This window comes from Rhodococcus sp. 114MFTsu3.1 (assembly GCF_000383555.1).
In the GTDB taxonomy this organism is placed as follows: Bacteria; Actinomycetota; Actinomycetes; order Mycobacteriales; family Mycobacteriaceae; genus Rhodococcoides; species Rhodococcoides fascians_E.
The window spans coordinates 16,737-36,537 of sequence record NZ_KB911549.1; the positions used below are offsets into that span (position 1 = coordinate 16,737).

At 63.3% G+C, this 19,801-nt stretch carries 27 protein-coding genes and 1 tRNA gene; 21 read left to right on the forward strand and 7 right to left on the reverse strand.

From position 1 onward, the window contains the following. Positions 1 to 126: 126 nt before the first annotated feature. The 5 genes from H292_RS0112060 to H292_RS0112080 all read left to right on the forward strand — a co-directional run bounded on the left by H292_RS0112060 (position 127) and on the right by H292_RS0112080 (position 5,692). Complete coding sequence (locus tag H292_RS0112060; protein ID WP_371828068.1) at positions 127 to 1,413, forward strand: PucR family transcriptional regulator; 1,287 nt, start codon at positions 127 to 129, stop codon at positions 1,411 to 1,413. Positions 1,414 to 1,541: 128 nt separating this feature from the next. Beyond that, positions 1,542 to 2,450, forward strand: coding sequence for an ACP S-malonyltransferase (locus H292_RS0112065; RefSeq protein WP_020111582.1), 909 nt, complete (start codon positions 1,542 to 1,544; stop codon positions 2,448 to 2,450). A 144-nt stretch (positions 2,451 to 2,594) separates the two neighbouring features. Beyond that, positions 2,595 to 2,897 carry a meromycolate extension acyl carrier protein AcpM gene (acpM, locus tag H292_RS0112070; protein ID WP_019667431.1) on the forward strand — a complete coding sequence of 101 codons (303 nt, stop codon included), beginning with the start codon at positions 2,595 to 2,597 and terminating at the stop codon, positions 2,895 to 2,897. 8 nt (positions 2,898 to 2,905) lie between these two features. After that, positions 2,906 to 4,156 carry a KasA/KasB family beta-ketoacyl-ACP synthase gene (locus H292_RS0112075; RefSeq protein ID WP_026348190.1) on the forward strand — a complete coding sequence of 417 codons (1,251 nt, stop codon included), beginning with the start codon at positions 2,906 to 2,908 and terminating at the stop codon, positions 4,154 to 4,156. 102 nt (positions 4,157 to 4,258) lie between these two features. Further along, a complete protein-coding gene (locus tag H292_RS0112080; protein WP_020111583.1) occupies positions 4,259 to 5,692 on the forward strand; it encodes an acyl-CoA carboxylase subunit beta in 1,434 nt (477 codons plus the stop codon). A gap of 71 nt (positions 5,693 to 5,763) precedes the next feature. Here the strand turns inward: H292_RS0112080 and H292_RS0112085 are convergent, their stop codons facing one another. The 4 genes from H292_RS0112085 to H292_RS0112100 all read right to left on the reverse strand — a co-directional run bounded on the left by H292_RS0112085 (position 5,764) and on the right by H292_RS0112100 (position 8,162). Further along, positions 5,764 to 6,192, reverse strand: a complete 429-nt coding sequence (locus H292_RS0112085; RefSeq protein ID WP_019667434.1) for a cold-shock protein — start codon at positions 6,190 to 6,192, stop codon at positions 5,764 to 5,766. A 106-nt stretch (positions 6,193 to 6,298) separates the two neighbouring features. Next, the gene (locus tag H292_RS0112090) at positions 6,299 to 6,811 is read right to left on the reverse strand and encodes a DUF3145 domain-containing protein (protein ID WP_019667435.1); all 513 of its coding nucleotides are present in this window, start codon (positions 6,809 to 6,811) and stop codon (positions 6,299 to 6,301) included. Positions 6,812 to 6,952: 141 nt separating this feature from the next. Further along, positions 6,953 to 7,765 (reverse strand): serine hydrolase domain-containing protein, encoded by an 813-nt coding sequence (locus tag H292_RS0112095; RefSeq protein ID WP_019667436.1) that lies wholly within the window; start codon positions 7,763 to 7,765, stop codon positions 6,953 to 6,955. A 43-nt stretch (positions 7,766 to 7,808) separates the two neighbouring features. Beyond that, complete coding sequence (locus tag H292_RS0112100) at positions 7,809 to 8,162, reverse strand: hemophore-related protein (protein ID WP_019667437.1); 354 nt, start codon at positions 8,160 to 8,162, stop codon at positions 7,809 to 7,811. Positions 8,163 to 8,359: 197 nt separating this feature from the next. Here H292_RS0112100 and H292_RS0112105 point away from each other — a divergent pair, with 197 nt between their 5' ends. Beyond that, positions 8,360 to 10,495 (forward strand): molybdopterin-dependent oxidoreductase, encoded by a 2,136-nt coding sequence (locus H292_RS0112105; protein ID WP_020111584.1) that lies wholly within the window; start codon positions 8,360 to 8,362, stop codon positions 10,493 to 10,495. 38 nt (positions 10,496 to 10,533) lie between these two features. Then, positions 10,534 to 10,607 (forward strand) — tRNA-Ile (locus tag H292_RS0112110). Between the two features lie 44 nt (positions 10,608 to 10,651). Here the strand turns inward: H292_RS0112110 and H292_RS0112115 are convergent. Both H292_RS0112115 and H292_RS0112120 read right to left on the reverse strand, forming a co-directional pair. Further along, positions 10,652 to 11,818 (reverse strand): site-specific integrase, encoded by a 1,167-nt coding sequence (locus tag H292_RS0112115; protein WP_027498778.1) that lies wholly within the window; start codon positions 11,816 to 11,818, stop codon positions 10,652 to 10,654. Then, entirely contained in the window at positions 11,808 to 12,542 is a 735-nt protein-coding gene (locus tag H292_RS0112120; protein WP_196806167.1) for a helix-turn-helix domain-containing protein, read from the reverse strand. Before H292_RS0112120 ends, H292_RS0112115 begins: the two co-directional genes overlap by 11 nt. Positions 12,543 to 12,649: 107 nt before the next feature. Between H292_RS0112120 and H292_RS0112125 the strand changes: the two genes are divergently transcribed. The 11 genes from H292_RS0112125 to H292_RS0112170 all read left to right on the forward strand — a co-directional run bounded on the left by H292_RS0112125 (position 12,650) and on the right by H292_RS0112170 (position 17,858). Next, entirely contained in the window at positions 12,650 to 12,868 is a 219-nt protein-coding gene (locus H292_RS0112125; protein WP_020111587.1) for a helix-turn-helix transcriptional regulator, read from the forward strand. Positions 12,869 to 13,074: 206 nt separating this feature from the next. Continuing rightward, on the forward strand, positions 13,075 to 13,659 hold the full coding sequence (locus H292_RS0112130) for a hypothetical protein (RefSeq protein ID WP_020111588.1): 585 nt from the start codon (positions 13,075 to 13,077) through the stop codon (positions 13,657 to 13,659). Then, positions 13,656 to 13,862, forward strand: coding sequence for a hypothetical protein (locus H292_RS0112135; RefSeq protein WP_020111589.1), 207 nt, complete (start codon positions 13,656 to 13,658; stop codon positions 13,860 to 13,862). The genes H292_RS0112130 and H292_RS0112135 overlap by 4 nt, the downstream gene beginning before the upstream one ends. Positions 13,863 to 13,868: 6 nt before the next feature. Beyond that, entirely contained in the window at positions 13,869 to 14,102 is a 234-nt protein-coding gene (locus tag H292_RS0112140) for a hypothetical protein (protein ID WP_196806168.1), read from the forward strand. Further along, complete coding sequence (locus tag H292_RS28155; RefSeq protein WP_020111591.1) at positions 14,099 to 14,245, forward strand: hypothetical protein; 147 nt, start codon at positions 14,099 to 14,101, stop codon at positions 14,243 to 14,245. The genes H292_RS0112140 and H292_RS28155 overlap by 4 nt, the downstream gene beginning before the upstream one ends. Positions 14,246 to 14,350: 105 nt before the next feature. Next, the gene (locus tag H292_RS0112150; RefSeq protein ID WP_020111592.1) at positions 14,351 to 14,680 is read left to right on the forward strand and encodes a hypothetical protein; all 330 of its coding nucleotides are present in this window, start codon (positions 14,351 to 14,353) and stop codon (positions 14,678 to 14,680) included. Next, positions 14,677 to 15,042, forward strand: a complete 366-nt coding sequence (locus H292_RS27885; protein ID WP_081631867.1) for a DUF2742 domain-containing protein — start codon at positions 14,677 to 14,679, stop codon at positions 15,040 to 15,042. The genes H292_RS0112150 and H292_RS27885 overlap by 4 nt, the downstream gene beginning before the upstream one ends. Further along, a complete protein-coding gene (locus tag H292_RS27115) occupies positions 15,039 to 16,922 on the forward strand; it encodes a hypothetical protein (RefSeq protein WP_037188404.1) in 1,884 nt (627 codons plus the stop codon). Before H292_RS27885 ends, H292_RS27115 begins: the two co-directional genes overlap by 4 nt. Continuing rightward, complete coding sequence (locus tag H292_RS0112160) at positions 16,919 to 17,137, forward strand: hypothetical protein (RefSeq protein WP_020111594.1); 219 nt, start codon at positions 16,919 to 16,921, stop codon at positions 17,135 to 17,137. The genes H292_RS27115 and H292_RS0112160 overlap by 4 nt, the downstream gene beginning before the upstream one ends. After that, positions 17,134 to 17,439, forward strand: a complete 306-nt coding sequence (locus tag H292_RS0112165) for a WhiB family transcriptional regulator (RefSeq protein ID WP_020111595.1) — start codon at positions 17,134 to 17,136, stop codon at positions 17,437 to 17,439. Before H292_RS0112160 ends, H292_RS0112165 begins: the two co-directional genes overlap by 4 nt. Before the next feature lie 62 nt (positions 17,440 to 17,501). Then, on the forward strand, positions 17,502 to 17,858 hold the full coding sequence (locus H292_RS0112170) for a hypothetical protein (protein ID WP_020111596.1): 357 nt from the start codon (positions 17,502 to 17,504) through the stop codon (positions 17,856 to 17,858). A gap of 9 nt (positions 17,859 to 17,867) precedes the next feature. Here the strand turns inward: H292_RS0112170 and H292_RS28750 are convergent, their stop codons facing one another. Continuing rightward, on the reverse strand, positions 17,868 to 17,999 hold the full coding sequence (locus H292_RS28750) for a hypothetical protein (RefSeq protein WP_269210583.1): 132 nt from the start codon (positions 17,997 to 17,999) through the stop codon (positions 17,868 to 17,870). Between the two features lie 31 nt (positions 18,000 to 18,030). Here H292_RS28750 and H292_RS0112175 point away from each other — a divergent pair, with 31 nt between their 5' ends. The 3 genes from H292_RS0112175 to H292_RS0112185 all read left to right on the forward strand — a co-directional run bounded on the left by H292_RS0112175 (position 18,031) and on the right by H292_RS0112185 (position 19,777). Continuing rightward, positions 18,031 to 18,468, forward strand: a complete 438-nt coding sequence (locus H292_RS0112175) for a helix-turn-helix domain-containing protein (protein WP_020111597.1) — start codon at positions 18,031 to 18,033, stop codon at positions 18,466 to 18,468. 76 nt (positions 18,469 to 18,544) lie between these two features. Beyond that, a complete protein-coding gene (locus tag H292_RS0112180) occupies positions 18,545 to 19,432 on the forward strand; it encodes a phage major capsid protein (RefSeq protein ID WP_020111598.1) in 888 nt (295 codons plus the stop codon). Positions 19,433 to 19,438: 6 nt separating this feature from the next. Further along, on the forward strand, positions 19,439 to 19,777 hold the full coding sequence (locus tag H292_RS0112185) for a hypothetical protein (RefSeq protein WP_020111599.1): 339 nt from the start codon (positions 19,439 to 19,441) through the stop codon (positions 19,775 to 19,777). The last annotated feature ends 24 nt before the right edge of the window (positions 19,778 to 19,801 follow it).

The window sequence follows — 19,801 nt, forward strand, 5'->3', positions numbered from 1 at the left end:
GCTTCCCCGCGGACGAGTGGACGGGCGTAGGTTTTTCCTGTGGTCGCAGACAGAACGCCGACCGGCGCCGGTGACACACCGCCCGGAGTCGGCGACAGAACGGCATCCGCCGCCGGGGAGGAATACATCACCGACAACGAGGTGCATCTGCCGGTGACGGCGTTGACGTCGGCCCGCCAGAAGCGCGACCCCCTTCCCGACGCATTGCTGCGGCGCGTCAAGCAGTTCTCGGGGCGGCTCTCCACCGAGGCCGTGACCGCGATGCAGGATCAGCTGCCGTTCTTCGGTGGTCTCGATGCCGCGCAGCGTGCGAGTGTGCAGTTGCTGATCCAGACGGCGGTGGACAACTTCCTGGAGTGGTTGAAGAACCCGCAGAGTGATATCCGCTTCAGCCTGGACGCGTTTCAGGTGATCCCGCAGGATCTGGCCCGACGGTTGACGCTTCGCCAGACGGTGGACATGGTGCGGGTCGCGATGGAGTTCTTCGAGCAGTGGCTTCCTGCGTTGGCTCGAAACGATCAGCAGCTCGTTGCACTGACCGAGGCTGTCCTGCGGTACGGACGCGAGCTCGGTTTCGCTGCGGCGTCGGTGTATGCGAGTGCCGCCGAGTCCCGAGGCGCATGGGACACCCGCCTGGAAGCTCTCGTCGTCGACGCTGTGGTGCGAGGTGACACGGGTTCGGACATGCTCTCGCGTGCCGCAACGCTCAACTGGGACGCGACAGCGCCGGCGACGGTTCTCGTCGGTACACCGCCGGACGATCAGGGGGTGTCGGTCGTCGGCACCGTTCACGCCGTCGCACAGAAGCACGGTCGAGCGGCGCTCGCGGTGGTTCAGGGCACTCGGTTGGTGATGGTGGTCAGTGGGCAGCTCGTGGACGATTCTGCGAGCGCGGCGTTTCTGGCGGACATGTTGGAGAATTTCTCCGACGGCCCGGTCGTCATCGGGCCCACGACGAGGACTCTGGGCGCCGCACATTCCAGCGCGGTGGAGGCGTTCGCGGGTATGCAGGCCGTTGCGGGGTGGCGCGGTGCGCCCCGTCCGGTGCACGCGGGCGAGCTTCTGCCGGAGCGCGCACTGTTGGGTGACTCGGCTGCGATCAGCGCTCTGAACGACCTGATCGTGCACCCGCTGTCGAGCGCGGGCCCCGGCCTTGCCGACACGTTGGACGCTTACCTCGACAGCGGGGGCGCTGTCGAGACTTGTGCACGTTTGCTGTTTGTTCATCCAAATACGGTGCGGTATCGCTTGAAGAAAATCACAGAGGTCACGGGCCGCGACCCCACGACTCCGAGGGATGCGTACGTGCTTCGAGTTGCGGCAACGGTGGGCAGACTGACTCAAACGCATCACGAACCGCACTATCCAGCCCCACAAATCCCACACGTCACATTCGGGGAAATCGTCACGTAACGCGAATGCGGACCGTGGCGATGTCGCGACTCCGGCCGAGCATTTGTTGGGACCCTACAAATTGGGCGGTAAGAGTTCATCGAGAGCGACATCTCCCAAACGGGTAGTCACGGTGTTCTCTTAACGATGTGATTGCGTTGCTTGCGCCCGGCCAGGGCTCCCAGACACCCGGCATGCTTCTGCCATGGCTCGAACTACCCGGAGCCGCCGACCGCGTGGCCCTGTGGTCCAAGGCGTCCGGACTCGACCTGGCACGGCTCGGTACCACCGCGACGGCCGAGGAAATCACCGACACGTCGGTGACCCAGCCCCTCGTCGTCGCGGCGGCTCTCCTCGCGTTCGAGGAGATCGCCGGCCAGGACCTGCTGCCGCAGGACGCGCTCATCGCCGGACACTCCGTGGGTGAGCTTGCCGCTGCCGCCGTCGCCGGCGTCATCTCCGCCGACGAAGCCGTCACCCTCGCTGCCGTGCGCGGGTCCGAGATGGCCAAGGCGTGCGCTCTGGAGCCGACGGGCATGTCCGCTGTGCTCGGCGGAGACGAGGCCGCTGTGCTCGCTCGGCTGGAGGAGCTGGGACTCGAACCCGCCAACATCAATGCTGCCGGGCAGATCGTTGCAGCCGGGTTGCACAGCGCGCTCGAGGAACTGGCCGCCAACCCGCCGGAGAAGGCACGGGTCCGCTCGCTCCCCGTGGCCGGTGCTTTCCACACTCGCTTCATGGCGCCCGCGCAGGAAGCAGTCGCCGCTGCTGCCGCCGCGATCACCCCGTCCGACCCTGTCCGCACCCTGCTGTCGAATTCCGACGGCAAGGCGGTCACCAACGGTGCGGACGCACTCACCAAACTCGCAGCACAGGTCACCAAGCCTGTGCGGTGGGACCTCTGCACCGCGACGATGCGTGACGCCGCCGTCACGGCTGTGGCAGAGTTGCCGCCGGCCGGAACGCTCGTCGGTATCGCCAAGCGCGAACTGAAGGGCACACCGAACCTGGGCCTCAAGACACCCGAGGACATCGCCAAGCTGGCGGACCTGATCTGACCGCACCCGCGGCCGCCGATGACAGGCAGCCTCGCCGCGCACTCGCTCGATGAACGTACGAGTGCGCACCCATGACTTCGGTATGCCGATTCACGGCGTGCCGACCCGAAAAAGATAGACACCAACAAGAAGGGAGCCACTCAAGTGGCCAGCCAGGAAGACCTCATCGCCGGACTTGCAGAGATCATCGAGGAGGTCACGGGTATCGAGCCCTCCGAGGTGACCATCGACAAGTCCTTCGTGGACGACCTCGACATCGACTCCCTGTCCATGGTCGAGATCGCAGTGCAGACCGAGGACAAGTACGGCGTGAAGATCCCCGACGAGGACCTCGCCGGTCTTCGCACCGTCGGTGACGCAGTGTCGTACATCCAGAAGCTCGAAGCGGAGAACCCGGAAGCCGCAGAGGCAATCAAGGCCAAGCTCGACGACTCCGCGAGCGAGTGAGTCGGACCGTGACCAACCCATCCACCAACAACGGACGCTTCCCGAGTGTCGTCGTCACCAGCCTCGCTGCGACCACGTCCATCGCCGGTGATGTGGACGCAACGTGGAAGGGTCTACTGAACGGCGAGAGCGGAATCGGAGTGCTCGAAGACGATTTCGTCGCCGAGTACGACCTTCCCGTTCGAATCGGCGGACACCTCGCGGTGAACCCGGCGACGCTTCTGAGCCGAGTCGAGTGCCGCAGGCTGAGCTACGTGGAGCAGTTGTCCACGGTTCTCGGTCGCGAGGTGTGGAAGAACGCCGGCAGCCCCGAGGTCGATCCGCTCCGTCTCGGAGTGTCGATCGGCACCGGTCTGGGCGGCGGTGACTCCCTCATCGACGCGAACGACAAGATGAAGTCGGGCGGCTACCGCAAGGTGTCTCCTCTCGCGGTTCAGATGGTCATGCCGAACGGACCCGCAGCGGTCGTCGGCCTGGAGCTGAAGGCACAGGCAGGCGTCATCACGCCTGTGTCGGCATGCTCCTCCGGATCGGAAGCCATCGCGCATGCGTGGCGGATGATCGTCATGGGTGACGCCGACATGGTGGTCACCGGTGGCGTCGAGGGATACATCGACGCGGTGCCGATCGCGAGTTTCTCCATGATGCGAGCGATGAGCACCAACAACGACAACCCCAAGGGCGCGTCGCGACCGTTCGACAAGGATCGCGACGGATTCGTCTTCGGCGAGGCAGGCGCACTCATGGTCATCGAGACCGAGGAGCACGCCAAGGCTCGTGGGGCGACGATTCACGCCCGGCTGCTCGGCGCAGGCATCACTTCGGACGGTTTCCACCTCGTGGCACCCGACCCGGAGGGCAAGGGTGCTGCTCGTGCCATGCAGCGGGCAATCGAGAACGCTGGTCTGCAGAAGTCCGACATCAAGCATGTGAACGCGCACGCAACGGCAACACCTATCGGTGACACCGCCGAAGCGCTCGCGATCAACAAGGCAGTCGGTACCCATGCAGCGGTGTACGCGCCGAAGTCCGCTCTCGGACACTCGATCGGCGCTGTCGGCGCCCTCGAATCGGTGCTGACCGTTCTCTCGGTCCGCGAGGGAATCATTCCTCCCACGCTGAACCTGGATAACCAGGATCCGGAAATCGATCTCGACGTGGTCAAGGGCGAAGCCCGCAGCCTCGAAATCGATTACGCGATCAACAACTCGTTCGGATTCGGTGGGCACAACGTCGCGCTCGCCTTCGGTCGGGCCTGAACCGGCTCGACACCGTCGTAGCACCCGGGCGGGAGCGCACTCTCGCTCCCGTCCGGGGATCGCCCCTTCGATCGTGCGAGGGGCATGTAGAAGGAGAACGCGATGACCATCCTGTCCCCCGCCACTCGCTCAGGTCAGTCCACCGACCCCCGCGATCCCGTTACCCGCCTCGAGAAGCTGTTCGACGCCGGGACGATGACTCCTCTGCACGATCGTGACAAGTCCGGCCTTCTCGCCGCTGCAGGCGACATCGACGGCGTCCACACGATCGCCTATTGCTCCGACGCCACGGTCATGGGTGGCGCCATGGGTGTCGACGGTTGCGCACACATCGTCGACGCCATCGACGTCGCCATCGAACGCCGCGCACCGATCGTCGGAATCTGGCATTCCGGCGGTGCCCGCCTTGCCGAGGGCGTCGAAGCGCTGCACGCCGTCGGCCTGGTATTCGAGGCCATGGTCCGCGCTTCCGGCCTCGTCCCACAGATTTCCGTCGTTCTCGGTTTCGCAGCCGGTGGCGCCGCGTACGGTCCAGCGTTGACCGACGTCGTCATAATGGCTCCCGAGGGACGCGTGTTCGTCACCGGTCCCGACGTGGTTCGCAGCGTCACCGGCGAGCAGGTCGACATGGCGTCGCTCGGCGGCCCGGACACCCACTTCAAGAAGTCGGGCGTGTGCCACATCGTCGCCGACGACGAACTGGATGCACTGACCCGCGCACGCCGGCTCGTATCGATGTTCAGCGAACAGGGCACCTTCGACATCGCGGCAGCCGAGCACGGTGACACCGATCTTCGCGCACTGCTGCCCGAGTCGAATCGTCGTGCCTACGACGTGCATCCGATCATCGACGAACTTCTGGACAACGTCGAGGGTGAGTCGACCTTCGAAGAATTTCAGGGCGGTTGGGCTCGCAGTATCGTCGTCGGTCTCGGTCGTCTCAGTGGACGTACCGTCGGCGTCATCGCCAACAACCCGATCCGGCTGGGTGGGTGCCTCAACTCCGAGAGCGCCGAGAAGGCAGCGCGTTTCGTTCGCCTGTGCGACGCCTTCGGCATCCCGCTCGTCGTCATCGTCGACGTTCCCGGCTATCTGCCGGGTGTGAGCATGGAATGGGAAGGCGTCGTACGCCGGGGAGCGAAGCTTCTCCACGCCTTCGCCGAAGCGAAGGTCGCTCGGGTGACGCTGGTGACCCGCAAGATCTACGGCGGGGCCTACATCGCCATGAACGCCCGAGCATTGGGTGCGACGGCGGTCTACGCGTGGCCCGGATCTGAGGTCGCGGTCATGGGCGCCAAGGCGGCCGTGGGCATTCTGCACAAAAAGGCGCTGGCCGCTGCACCCGACACCGAGCGTGATGCGCTCCACGACCGTTTGACGGTAGAACACGAGGCGATTGCCGGCGGTGTCGATCGAGCGGTGGCCATCGGTGTCGTGGACGAGGTCATCGATCCGGCGAAGACGCGCTCCATCGTCGCGAAGGCGTTGTCCTCGGCACCGGCACTTCGCGGAAATCACAAGAACATTCCGCTCTGATCAGGGGCGAACAGCACTGTGCCCCGGCGACTTCGGTCGCCGGGGCACAGACGTTCGTTCCACCGACTCGTTCAGCCCTCGAGCCACTTGTGCGACTGCGCGATTCGCATGACGACCTGCCGGACGTCGAGGATCTGTTCGGCAGTCAGTCCGCGATTCGCACGCAACAGACCTTCGGTCAGTTCGGCCGAGAACTCCTGCAGCGACAGAACGTCGCACACGACGTCGTCGTACTCCGTCGTTTCCGCATTGGGGACGACCGCAGGAACCGCTGCACGAGTTACTGGCTTCGGCGAATCGATGATCTGAACCTGGGCGGCCTTGAGACCGCGGTCGCCTTCCTCGACGACGTACTCGACGCGCACGCCGGGCGCCAGCAGCCGCTTGTCGAAATCCAGATCGTTGACGTGGATGAACACATCCTCGCCGCCCTCGTCCGGAGCAACGAATCCGTAACCCTTGAATTCGTCGAATCGGATGACCTTACCGGTCGACAACATCCCAACCACCCTGTCTCACTACTCAGCCACACATACCAACCCACATGCCCACCTCGGACACGGTCGTCACGTTACCGGACGTGCGACGGCCGGTGCGGTGAGTCGGTCAGCCGGCGTTACGGCTCAGCCAGGTCACTTCGGCGCCTGCGCCGCCCGTTCGATAGGGCTCGAGGGCCTCGTCCCAGCTGCTGCCGAGGGCGTGTTCGATTTCGGCAGCGAGGTTGCCGGAATTGCCGTCGATCATCGACTTGAGCCTCATCTCGCCGAGGATGACGTCGCCGTTGGCGCTCGTCGTCCCACGCCACAGACCTAGGCCGGGAACGTGGGCGAATCGCTCACCGTCGACGCCGTCGCTCGGGTCCTCGGTCACCTCGAAGCGCAGCATCTGCCACGCACGGAGAATCCCTGCGAGTGAGGCGGCGGTACCGACCGGGCCGACCCAGTTGCTCGTCGCGCGCAGTTGTCCGTCCGAGGACGGCTGCGCGGACCACTTCAGGTTGGCCCTGCAGTTCAGGGCGTCGGACAGTGCCCATTCCACGTGCGGGCACAACGCGGCAGGCGACGAGTGGATGTACACAACACCCGACGTCGCATCCGCGAATTGGTTGGACTCGCGCATTAGAAACACCTCCAGCTTCGACGAGGGACGTCTTCCCCAACGACCTCGATCTGCTGCGATGTGTCTCGTACACGCGTGTGCATGTACCAGTGTGCCCCGAGTTACCCCTGTTGCGCCAGTGCACCGGCGTGTCGCGATGGACTAGCGGGGGTTGTTGTGCAGAATCTCGTCGGACAACTCCGGCCAGAGCGGCTTGGCCCACTCCCCGAACGCAAGGTCGGTGAGTACCACCGTTGCCAGACCTGCATCCGGGTCCACCCACAGGAACGTTCCGGACTGACCGAAGTGTCCGAACGTTCGCGGCGAGTTCGCAGCCCCGGTCCAGTGTGGAGTTTTGCCGTCCCGAAGCTCGAATCCGAGCCCCCAGTCGTTGGGCTTCTGGTTGCCGTATCCGGGCAGGATTCCCGGCAGCCCGTCGAACTGGATGGACGTTGCAGCCTGGAGAGTCTCCGCGGACACCAGCGTCGGCGTGAGGAGTTCGGAGGCGAAGACCTCCAGGTCCTGCACCGTTGACCGTGCGCCGTGTCCGGCCGATCCCGGGAGCGTCGAGTCGGTCATCCCGAGCGGTTGAAAGACGGCCTCGTCGAGGTAGTCCGTGAACGCGATCGACGTTTCAGCAGCAATGGTGTCCGCGAGGACCTCGAATCCCGCGCTGGAGTAGATCCGCTTCGTTCCCGGATCTGCCTGCACCTTCTGCTCGGCGAACGCCAGACCCGAGGTGTGCGCGAGCAGATGGCGAACCGTCGAGCCAGTGGGTCCGGCGGGCAGGTCGAGCGAAATGGCTTCTTCTTCGAGGGCGACCAACGCCGCGTACGCCACCAGGAGTTTCGTCACCGACGCCAACTCGTAGATCCGGTTCTGGTCGCCGTAGTGTTCTCGCGTCCCGGCCGTCGACACCACCGTCGCCGACGCATTGTCCACGGGCCATCCTGCGATCAAATCCAGACTGTGCACGTGGGCAACTCTAGTGTGCCCCCGGCTGGTCCCGAATTCGCTGTCAGTACTGCGTGCAGGTGTCGAACACAGTACGAACGAATCCGGAGCCCGGCCCGCCGAAGAAGGCGTTGACGCGATCGACCACGGCCGGCTGCGAAGACAGGAAGATCTGACGCTGCCACGGCGGCGCGGCAAGGAACGCGGCGAAGGACGACGAGAGGGGCGACGATGCGAGGGCCGCGCCTTCCTCCGGGCTCACGGCGTACGTCGCGGCGACGATCTGAGAGAACGAGCACGGCGAGTTGACGATGGTGTCGGAGGGGGCAGCACTGGCCACCGAACCGAACACCAGCGATCCTGCGGCGACAGCGCCCAGGACTGCTGTACCTCTGATCGTTGCTGTGCGAAAGTCCATGAGGATCCCCAGACGTGTAGTGCATGTGGTGGTCGACAGATCCGCCGACAGGGCAAACGATACCGCCCGGCCGGGTATCGCGTTCGGGTTAAGCTCGGCCGGGCGAGAGTGGAGCCAGCAGAAACGACCTGACAGAGGCGAGAGTGGAGCCTGCAGGCTGAGTGTTCTGGGCGTGACCGGGACGATGGGAGAACGAGATGACGGTCGAGTTCGGGACGTGCAATCTGTGCGAGGCGATGTGCGGTCTCGAGTTCACGGTCGAGGACAACGCCGTCACCTCGATTCGCGGTGACAAGAAGGACCCGTTGTCTCGGGGTCATATCTGCCCGAAGGCATTGTCGCTGATCGACCTGCATGCCGATCCCGACCGGTTGATCAAGCCGGTACGCCGCACCGATTCGGGGTGGCAGGAAATCGAATGGGACGAGGCCTACCGCATCGTCGTCGACGGTCTGGTGTCCACGCGCCGTGATCACGGCGCCAACGCGGTCGGGATCTACCAGGGCAATCCGAACGTGCACAGTCTCGGCGCGATGACCCACGGTATTCCGTTCACGTCGATGCTGCGGACCCGAAACAGGTACTCGGCGACGTCGCTGGATCAGCTCCCCCACCAGTTGGTCAATCACCTCATGTACGGGCATCAACTCGTACTCCCCATCCCGGACATCGACCGGACGGATTTCTTTCTGGTTCTCGGGGGCAATCCGATGGCGTCGAACGGTTCGATGATGACCGTTCCGGATTTTGCGCAGCGTGTTCGAGATCTGAAGGCCCGCGGGGGGACACTCGTCGTGGTCGATCCGCGTCGAACCGAAACTGCTGACGTCGCCGACGAGCATCATTTCGTACGTCCCGGCACCGACGCGTTGTTGCTGCTCGCACTTGTCAACGTCGTTCTCGAGACAGGCGCGACCCGCGTTGCCGACTACGTCGACGGGGTGTCCGAGATCGCTTCTCTCGTGCGAGATTTCGCACCGGAAGCCGTCGCTCCCGTCGTCGGCATGGCGGCCGAGGCCATCACCGATCTGGCAACCCGGTTCGCCGGCGCCGAGTCTGCCGTCGCATACGGGCGGATGGGCGTGTCCACGCAGAAGTTCGGGACCGTGTGTCAGTGGGCAATTCAGGTCCTCAACATTCTCACCGGCAATCTGGACCGCGTGGGCGGGGCGCTTCTGACGGACCCCGCGATCGATCTGGTGGAGCGAAAGATCGTGGGCCGCGGCCACTTCGACAAGTGGCGCTCACGGGTGCGTGACCTGCCCGAGTTCGCCGGTGAGTTCCCCAGTTCCACACTTGTCGACGAGATGACGACTCCCGGAGACGGCCGCATCCGTGCGATGGCGGTGTTTTCCGGCAACCCGGTGCTGTCGATGCCCGGTGGCGACACACTCGACCAGGCCTTCGCCGATTTGGACTTCATGGTGTCGTTCGATTTCTACATCAACGAGACCTCGCGTCACGCCGACGTGATCCTTCCTCCGACGATGTCGTTGGAACGCGATCACTACGATCTGATCTTCTCCACCTTCGCGGTACGCAATACCGCCAAGTTCATGCCCGCGGTGTTGCCGAAGAAACCGGGCGCGAAGGCGGACTGGGAGATCTTCCGCGACCTGGGCATCCGGTATCAGGCGGCGCTGGCGCAGTCTCCGGTGGACCGCGTTCGACGACGCCTGTCACCGAAATCGGTTGTGGCCGAGGCACGTCTACGCCTCTCGCCGCGTCGAACGGTGGATGCACTGCTACGCAGCGGAAGGAAGGGACTGTCGGTCCGGGCTCTGTCCAAGTCCCCTCACGGCACCGATCTCGGCCCGTTGAGGCCTGGGCTTCCGGCCAAACTGCGTACCCGCGACAAGCGCATTCAGCTGGTTCAGGATGTCGTAGTGGGCGATCTGCCTGCCGTGCACGACATGCTGACGACGGCGTCCGTGCCCGCGGACGGTCAGTTGCTCATGATCGGGCGACGACACCTCCGCAGCAACAATTCCTGGATGCACAACACCGCTCGACTGACGAAGGGCAAGCCACGGCACCAGCTGCTCGCCCATCCCGACGACCTGCGCGCACGCGGGATCGGCGACGGGGCGCTGGTGACGGTCACGTCCGCAGCAGGCTCGGTCAGCATCGAAGTGCTCGCATCGGATCGTATGATGCCCGGAGTGGTCAGCATGCCCCACGGCTTCGGCCACCAACGCACAGGCGTCGAACTGTCCGTCGCATCGACCGTGAAGGGTCCGAGTGTCAACGACATCACCGACCCTCAACAGGTCGACGCGGTCTCGGCCAACGCAGTTCTGAACGGTATCCCGGTCACCATCGCAGCTGTGTGATTGTTGTAGCATTCGTAACCGCTCGCCTCGCGCGAGATGGGGCGGTAGCTCAGTCGGTTAGAGCCGTGGACTCATAATCCATTGGTCGCGGGTTCGAGCCCCGCCCGCCCCACGCCAGATGGCCTGTAAGGACCTCAGCATCCTGCAGCTCATCGTTTATTCACCACTTATGACCGTGCGTTCAAGTAGATCCGCGACCTCGGTGTGGATGCGGCCACGTGCCATGTACCTGTCCTGCGTCATGCTGACGTTGCGGTGTCCGAGATGATCGGCGCCCATCCGCGCCGGCAGCCGCTCGTCGTCGATAAGCGTCGCCAAAGCCTTCCTGAACGAGTGCGTCGTCGTGTCGGGTACATCGAGCAGATCGCGGGCCTTCCGCCACTCTCGGCCGAAGTTGTTCGGATCTCGTAGCGTCCCGGCCGTCGACGGAAAGATCACGCCGTCGTTTGTCGGGTGCGCCTCCCCTGCTCTGCGCTCGAGCATGTCGATCGCGAAATTTGGCAGCGGGATCGTACGGGCACCGGCCGCCGTCTTCGTCGCGGGCACCCGGACCAGACCGGATCCTTTCACCCTGACGACCTTGCCTGTCACCTTGATCGTCGACCCGTCGAACTCGGACACCAGCAGACCAAGTAACTCGGATCGCCGTAAGCCCGTCGCAATGAGCATGGTGACTGGGTCCACAAGATCGTGCTGGCGGCAGTACTCAGACCTCGAGAGGTCGGTGAACAACTTGCGCAGCTCGTCCGCGCTGATCGCCTTCGCGCCAGTCGGGCCGACCTTCCCCTTGATCGGTCGGACGTCTCGCAATGGGTTCGTTGGGACTGCATCAGCGAGCACAGCCATGCCAAGGGCGCCCCGCAGTACCGTCTTCGCCTGTCGAGCCATTGTCGCGCCGTGTGTCTTGCTCATCGACCGCAGAACCGTGTCCATGCGTCCCGGCTTCGCCTCCTGGACGCGCAGACCGGCTGTCCAGGTGTTCAGCTTCGCCATAGCGAACCGGTACGTGTCGAGGGTCGCTGCGGAACGGCCTTCGTCTTCGAGTCGCTGCAGGTAGGTCACACATAGAGCTGAGACAAGGGTGTCGCCGGTTATCTCTTCCTCGCTCGGCGCATGGCGTGCTGCCAGTGAGTCGAGCAGAGCATCCTCGGCCTGCTTGCCGTGCTGATCGTCTCCCATGCCCGCAGGCGTGCGGCGCTCCACGATCCGAACCACTCCATCGTCGTCACGATAGCGGCACTTCGCTAACCACACTCCCCCGCCAAGGTCTTTACGAGTTATCTTCCCGTGCTGGCCTATTCGTAACGGCGGTCTACCTGCCACCGAACAGCAACCCATCTAAGAACCCCGGGTCCCCGTCACTGGCAAGCGCGCGAACCGTAGGTTCCTCGATGCCATCGACCGTGAATTGGTAGGCACCGTCGGGTTGGTCGAAGGTTAAGCCGGGGAACTTTCTGGAAAGTAGTCGATTGTAGTGATCGATGTGCTCTTTGTTGGATGCATCGTCGTCATCGGATTGATCGAAACTTGGGGGATCCTGTTCGTCGTCTTGGATGTCGAGCAACGCTAAGCCGTCTTCCATTTGGTATGCGCTGTAGGGGATTCCGTTTCGGTTGTTGTTGGACCAGCGAGCCAGGATGTCGATGAACTCGTACCCGTTTCCCCGTACCACGAAATTAGTTTTGCCGGCCTGCAATTCAGCCGCTAGAGCGTGTGCATACAGGGCTTCGACAATTCGTCGGCGGTTGTGGATCGCACCCGCAACATGCTGATCGGTTTCCCGTAGCCGCAGCATCAAACTCTCGATCCGGTAGCCCAAGGCTGATTGCACTGGACTCAGTTGAGCGGGGTCTACGCCGAGAGCATCAGCGACCGCGAATCCTTCCGATAGCTTCATGGATCGTTTCCCAGACTCGATGCGCGAGAGGACGGTTGGCGACCACGACACGCCGCGACTTTCCAGCATTCGTAGGAAGTCTTCCTGCCTCATTCCTCCGCGTTTTCGCAGTTCAGCCAGGCGTGCGCCTACTCGTTCTTCCGGATCCATAACGAACAGCATAAGCGAGAACCGAAAGTGCGGGTTGCGCTCTGGACGCGACTGGTCCATGCTGGAAACCGCAAATCGCACATGCGAGTTCCGCAATAGGAGAAACAATGCCCACAGAGCACATCTCAGCCCCACCCACGTCAGAACAGGATTCGTGGCTGACGCGTAAGGAGGTCAGTGCCCGACTGAAGGTCCCAGAGAAGACGGTGGCGTACTGGGGACTCAAGGGCCCCAAGTACGCAAAGATCGGCCGATTCGTTCGCTACCGACTCAGCGATGTCGTCGCATGGGAAGACGCCCAGTTCGGTGGATCGGACGCAGCCTGACATGCCACTGACGCCAGACCCGTATGAACTTGAAAGTGACACAACGTCACGCTCAAACAAAACACCCCCCGACCACGGAGCGGCAACTCCTGATGTGGCCGAGGGGCGTCGAACTCAACCTCCAGTAGATGCCTCAACCGAAGGAGTAACTCGATGAGCACCATTATAGATCAGACCACCGGTGTGTGCCCGATAGGGGGCCGAGCATGACCATCGTCGCCGACGCACCGACAAGCGCAGAGGTCATCGCCCGACTCGGCTACAACGGCATGGAGCTGACTCTCTTGGCTGAAGCCATCCGCGGACCGTTCACCGCCCGCATCCAAAGGCATGACGCCAAGGATGGAGACGACCCCTACTCCGACGTACCGCAGATCGAGATCGATTGCAGCGAGCAGGATGGCGGTCAATGCTTCTGCGACCTCACAGTCCTGCCGCAGCACGTCGACGACTTCCTGCACGTCGCCGTCGAGATCTGGTCCGACTACACCGCGCTGACCGACAACATCGAGACCGAGCATCAAGACGGTGCATTCGAGGGTGAGTTTCATCGGTCGTCCGGCACCGTTGGTACGCCAAGCATGATCCTCAGCTCCGACAACAAGGAGGTCTACGCGTCAACGTTCTGGCAGGAAGACAGTGCAGGGAGAATCACGCAGCCGTATCTATCGATGAACTGTGGCGCTGACGTCGGATTTTTGCCACGCGAAGCACTTGCATTCTCTTTTCAGTTGATCCGTGAAGCCAGCCATGCCGTTGCTGTCGAGACCAAGTCGCAGGTCGTATCGTGATCGGCGTCGGCGGCACTGTTCGAGTCAGCCGCAACATCGTGGTCACGGCAGCGCTCAACCCAATGCTCGGGATTGATCTCGACATCGGTGCTGGCGCGGTTCGGCTCGGATTCGACGATGCCGAGCAGCTCGCAGGCCTGCTCACCGACCTTGCCCGGATCGTTCGGCACACCACGGGTGTTGGCGCACTGGAGGTGGTCTGAGTGCCGATGTTTACAGTGCACGCCGACTGCACCCACCCCGACATCACACGCACCGGGTCCTACTTCACGATCAGGTGGGACTCGGGCCTGGCGGTCCAGCTCGACGAAGCCGAGTGGGTCGCGCTAGTCGACGCCGTAGCCACCAATGCACCCGGCCTGCAAGAAGTTATCGCCGCCCGCATTCTGCGTCGTGACGAGAATGAAATCCGCAGTGCAGCTGAGCTAAGGGAGGCGTTGTGAACCTGAACGCAATGACCTCAGCCGAGCTGAGGGCACTGAAAATCAACAACCTGACCCAGGAGCAGCGAGACCGTTTGATCGTCACCCTCGACATGATTATCGAGCGGTACTCGCGTCAAAACAGCCGCACGACAACTGAATAGCTCAACTGCTGGTCCACATGTCGGACAACTAACAGCAAAGGCGGGGTCGGCTTAGCCACCCCTGGCACCGACCCCGCCACACCGAACGAAAGGCGAACACCGCCAATGCTACCCAGTGAAGGCCCCGGCCTTCTACCCGACGACAATCAGCCATCGCTGACCGGACTGCAGCAGGCCATCGACAACGCCACTCCATGGGATATGGAACCCGCTCTCGACGCCATCCGGTTCCTCGCTCAGACCCGCAAAGATTTCGAAGCGTACGACCTCACCGAATCCTGCGGCATCGAGTTCGACCACCCCGCCAGATGGGGCGCCGTGTTCTCCAAAGCCCAAGACCAGGGCCTAATCGTGTGCGTCGGTTACGGCCGATCCCGCCGACCCACCCGATCCGGCGGCCTCACCCGATTCTGGCGAGGAGTTGATGCCGCATGAGCACACCTATCCCGTTCGCCCCGCTGCTTATCGGCGGGCCGGAATCCAGAGAAGTGGACTTTCTTGCCGTGCACGAACGCCTTTCGCCGATCCTCACAAGTGCGCAAGCGCTCGGTGGTGTCCCAATCATCGGTTCACCGTCGTGGGTCGAGCTCGACGATCAGGATGTTCGCTGGCGCCACGCCGTTGTAGTGAGCGGCTACAGGTGGGCGCTGGAGCAATGGCTGCGGCAAGACGCTGCCGTAGATTTCTCGCACGAGTTTTCTCAATCCCGTGATTGGGCTGCTACCTCGAGGTACATACGCCAGCGCCGCGAATGGCTAGCCAACAATTCGTGGTACTCATCCAGGAGGTCTGCGTGATCTCCAACGAGTTCTTCGACGCAACTCCCGAGCTGCAAACCATCCGACAATGGGCACACGCCCGCTATGCCGCAGTATGGGCAGTTTTCGGCGGCGTCCTCCTCAGAGTCGCCGCGAGTGTCGGACCGGAGGTGCAACTCCCCGGAGTGATCGGCGGCCGCGCTTCGCTGAATCTCTTGTGCGCGTTCGTGGCGCCATCAGGTGGAGGTAAGGGCATCAGTGACAAGGTGGCTCGCCTTGCGTGGCCGACGCCCATCATCGAGCGGCCGATTGGATCGGGCGAGGGCATCGCAGCGACTTTCATGCCGCCGAAGAAGGAAGGCGTCGAGCGGATCACCCGGGCGATCATCAACGTCCCCGAGATCGACACCCTCACCGGCGTCTCGGAGCGACAAGGGTCCATCCTGCTGCCTCAGCTCAAATCCGCCGCGATGGGCGAGCAGCTCGGGCAGGCGAACTCCAGCGAAGCCACCACGCGGATCATCGCACCGCACACCTACCGCCTGTGCCTGTCGGTCGGCGCGCAGCCAACACACACGAAGGTGTTGTTCGCGGACACCACCGGCGGTACACCGCAGCGGTTTCTGTGGTTTCCCACCATCGATCCCGACATGCCCGCCGATGTCATCGCCGATCCCGAGCCGCTGAACACTCGACTGCCGTTCTGGCGGCCAGGCGAGGACGGTGTACTCGAGATCGTCTACGGCCCCGAGCACATCAAGCAGACCATCATCGCCGCGCACATCGCACGGCAACGCGGACAGCAGGACGCCCTCGACGGCCACGCCATGCTGACCCGGCTGAAAGTAGCCGCCACCCTCGCAGTCCTACATCACCGTCATGTCGTCTCAGAGCTCGATTGGGAACTCTCGGGTGCAGTCCTGGACAAGTCGAACGAGACACGAGAATGGGTGCTCGGCGAAGCGCGTCGGGCCGACAGGGCGAAGGTACGAGATCGGGCGATCAGTCGCGCCGTGGGGGAAGAGGCTGTCGATCTGCGCAGACTGACCACGGTCCGAAAGCGCATCCTGTCCGTGCTCTCGGACGGATCATTGGCAGGTGCAAAGTTGCGTGCCGCGCTCGGTCGCCGGGAGTACCGCGACTTGTTCGATCAGGCCATCATGGGCCTCGCTTCAGAGGGGATGATCCTCGTTGATTCGAGCGGCCGCGGCACCGAGTACTCGCTGTTCTCAGGGATGAACACTGAACACCCTGTTCATCCCTCATATCCGCTGGTCAGAAGGGATGAACAGGGGATGAACACTGAACAGTTGGGTATATCCGATCATGTTGCTCCTCAGGTTCACGGTGAACCACAGTTCACCCCACAGATTGCCAGTTCAGACGGGGTGAACCTGAGTTCACCGGTGAACTCGGAGATAAGTATTCACACACCATCACCAACCACACTCCGATCCGTTCCCGACACCGCTAAGGACGCACCCCGAACTTGCCGGGAATGGTTCGAGCGACACATCCGAGAACTTGTCGACCAAGGCCACTCGACCGCAGACAGTCTCGCCGTATACACCGCCGGGCAGGACGCCGGATGGAACCTCCAGAATTTGCGCAAGGCCGCCAGTCAGTCTCCCCTCGTCGCCATTGCCGAGAAACGCGCTGGAGGCACTGCGTTATGGAACATCGGGGAGGGCGCTACAGATACGTGGGTCAGCGCTTCGCAGTGGCTCCTGGCGTTCCTCAGGGCGCACGGGGGTTGGGTCCGTGCGAGCGAGGTGTATGCGGCAGCCGAAGCCGATCGGTCCGGTCCCGAACGCACAGCGCTGAAGTCCGCAGCACTTGCCGCGCACGTCCAGAAACGGGGCAGTTCAACAGCCACCGAGTGGCGCCTCGACCCCTCTTACGAAAAGGCATCGGCATGAACAACCCTGTACCCATCAGCGAGCTCGACCAGAAGCGCTTCACGCGTGAACTAATGGCCAACTCCGAATCTGGTGAACTTACCTGCGGGGACCTAGAGGCCGCGCTCTCCGAATTCATCGGAATGAACGTCACTGCGGCAGCCATCTCGATGTGGCATAGGGGTGAGCTCAAGTTCGGATGGTCTGACGGGCAGATGGTCTGGAGCTTGCCGTGACCGCAACCTGGGCTGCGCTCGCCGCCGCCGTCAACGCCGCCCCAGACCTCCACGGCGCCGCATGCGCAGGGCAATGGGGTCTGTTCGATCCAGCAGACCATGATGCCAAGGAAACTGCGGCGTCGACGCAGCAGCGACACGAGCGGGCGATAGCGATCTGCCGGGATTGCCCGGTGCTCGCCGAGTGCGTCACGTGGGCGTCGACGCTCCGGCCGGGTGAAGTCAGCGGTGTCGTCGCCGGCGTCGTATACCGACCACCCACGCGATCACTGCCACCGTTTCAACGACGCGAAACCGCCTGACCAACAGACCCGGGAGTGCGCCATCCGTCGCACACCCACCAACAAAAAGAAGGAACCACCCTATGACGAACGAGACACCCCACGATCAGCCTGAAGTGGTCATCGGCTCAGACGGTTTCCCCGAAGCGTCAGTCCTACCCTCGCAGGTTCGTGAACAGGCACTCCAACTCACCACGCTGCTACTGCAGAACTCGTCGGCCGCTGAATACCACGATGCGCACACAGCGGTACGAGCAAACATTCAAGAAGCCATTGACGTACATGGGCCCGCGTGGCGTCGTGTCGCAGAATTCGGATTGCAGGACATCGCTCTGTGTGTCGTCCGTCCGCTGCTGCTCGAGCTTCAGCGCGTCGGCTACACCCAGGACACGATTCGAACTCTCATCCAAGCGGCCGCCGACGAGCGATCTCAGCACTGAGTAGACGGATCACACGCTGAGTCGTCGGGTGCAGGGGCGATCCCTGTACCCGACGACCAGCACCAGGCAGATGAGGCGCGATGCCTCTCTCAGCGCGACGCCGAGGCCGAACAGTGACACCCGACCGTGAGTCGGGTCCATTCGGGCACACCTTGAAAGGCGCATCGCCGCAATGCTTCCCCCTCCGATCGACCCCGCGCACTATCCCGTGCCTCCCGCGCAGGTACACGGTGAAACCCTCCTCGTGCAGGGCGAAGCCCTGGCGCTCGTCCACCGTGCACTACTTCTGATGGCCACCCGAAACGGGCACCGGCCATCGACGCCCACGTTCGATCTGCTGACACGGCGCACCAGGCAGGCGATGGACTCACAGCTCGCCCTGTCGCGTACGCGCCAACGCGACACGACATTCGATGCGCCTGCACCACACTCACTTCCGACCGAAACAATCGGGACTCGGGAAGCGGCCGAGATCCTGGGAGTGAGCCAACGAAGTTGCCAGCGATTGGCCTTCGAAATCGGCGGAGCGCGATGCTCCTCCAGATGGATCTTCACCCGGGCCGTCGTTGAGGCGTATCACGCCGAACGCATCGCACGCACCGAGGACTGACACAACGCAGGAGCGCCCAGCTCCGCCAGTCTCTCAGGAGCATCCAGTGCCACAGGTTTATCCAGCAGGCCCCCCCGTGATTTCGGGTGACCGCGCATCCATCTCCCGTTACCTCAACTCCCCGTCGGTCGTCGCGAAACGCGTCAACGAGATCGCGAAGCAGCGGTTCATCGCAGACCGTCTTCTGCTCGGCCGCACCGAAGTCAGCGGTGGATCCGTCATCGTCGAGCAGGACGATCCCCTGTTCACGTCCCGCCCACCCGAGGCCGTGACCCCTGGTGGTGAGTACCCGCTGGCGAACGTCGGCAACGGCACGGCTGTTGCGGTGAACGTTGTGAAATGGGGCCAGGACGTCCCGATCACCGACGAACAAATCAAGCGCTCGAACTTTTCCCCCGTCGAGCGGGCGCAGGAAACTGTCGTCAACACACTGATCCGAACCGTAGACGGTCTCGCACTGAGCTTGATCGCATCGACCGTGACCCAGACACAGCCGGTGACCGACGGCCAGTGGTCCACGTCGACGAAGATCCTCCGAGATGTCATGCGGGCCAGGGCCAAGATCCGGAAGCTGAACAAGGATTACGATCCTGACCTACTCGTCGTCGACGATGACACCTGGGCCGATCTGGCTTCGGATCCGACTCTGGCGCTCCAACGTGCCCGCGAGGACACCACGAACGCGGTCTACACCGGCGAGTTCTTCCAGCTGGCAGGGTTGACGATCCTGCCGACGCCGAACATTCCCGGCGGATCCGGCGTCTGGGTCATCGACTCGCGCAACCTCGGTGGCATCGCCGACGAGAAGCTCGGCGAGGGGTACACCGGCGACGTCATCGAGACGAAGTCGATCCGTGACGACGACAACGACCAGTGGCGCATCCGCGGGCGTCGTGTCTGCGTCCCCTACATCACGGCACCTGACGCCGCGATCAAGATCACCGGCGCAACCGCGGCCGGCTGACCCGCGATGACCGACCAGCCCACAGGCGGCATCGTCGTACTCGATGCGGAGAACAACCCCGTCGCCGTAACGACGAAGGACGCAGTCGCGAGCGATGCGTTCCGCCTCGCCTTCAACGTGATGGACGAGGCAAGCTTCGCGGACAGCTGCGAGCTGGTCAGAGCAACGATGTCGGGCTCCCCGGATGTGTTTCCGTTCACTGCTTCCTACGCCATCGCCGTTCTCGGCAACTGCGTCGTCGGCAACCTCATCGAGCAACTAGCCGAACTCGGGGTTCAGAAGAGCGACGCGATTGCCAGAGTGGGCGACAGCATCAACCGTCTCAGCATCGGTGGTGACTGCTGATGCCGGGTGGACGCATTGACGTCG